Source organism: Aeromicrobium phragmitis (assembly GCF_003674095.1).
GTDB lineage: Bacteria > Actinomycetota > Actinomycetes > Propionibacteriales > Nocardioidaceae > Aeromicrobium > Aeromicrobium phragmitis.
The window spans coordinates 1-373 of record NZ_RDBF01000167.1; the positions used below are offsets into that span (position 1 = coordinate 1).

A 373-nucleotide genomic window follows, 5' to 3' on the forward strand; every position below is an offset into this window, starting at 1 on the left:
CGCTGGCCGTGCTCCAGCGGCTCGGTCTGCGCGATGGCCTCGGCGGCGAGCGCGAGCACCGTGAACGTGCCTACGGGGTTGACCTGCACGACCTTCGCGTACAGCGCCAGATCGTGGACTCCCTTGCGGCCGAGGATACGAGCCGAGGGTCCGATGCCGGCGCAGTTGACGACGGTCCGCAGGGGCAGGGTCGCGGAGGCCTGGCGGACCGCTTCGCGCACCTGCCCCTCGTCGGTCACGTCCGTGGGCACGTACGTGATGCGCTCGTCGCCGGGTGCTTTGTCGATCGCCGATGCGAGGTCCAGCGCGTAGACGTGCGCGCCCTTCGCGATGAGCGCGGCGGCGGTGGCGGCGCCGAGACCGGAGGCTCCGC

Annotated in this window: 1 protein-coding gene; it reads right to left on the bottom strand. The window is 72.4% G+C overall.

Annotated features, from left to right (window positions below):
* Nucleotides 1-373: SDR family NAD(P)-dependent oxidoreductase (locus D9V41_RS16800; RefSeq protein WP_121795632.1), on the bottom strand; the 373-nt coding region annotated here is incomplete at both ends.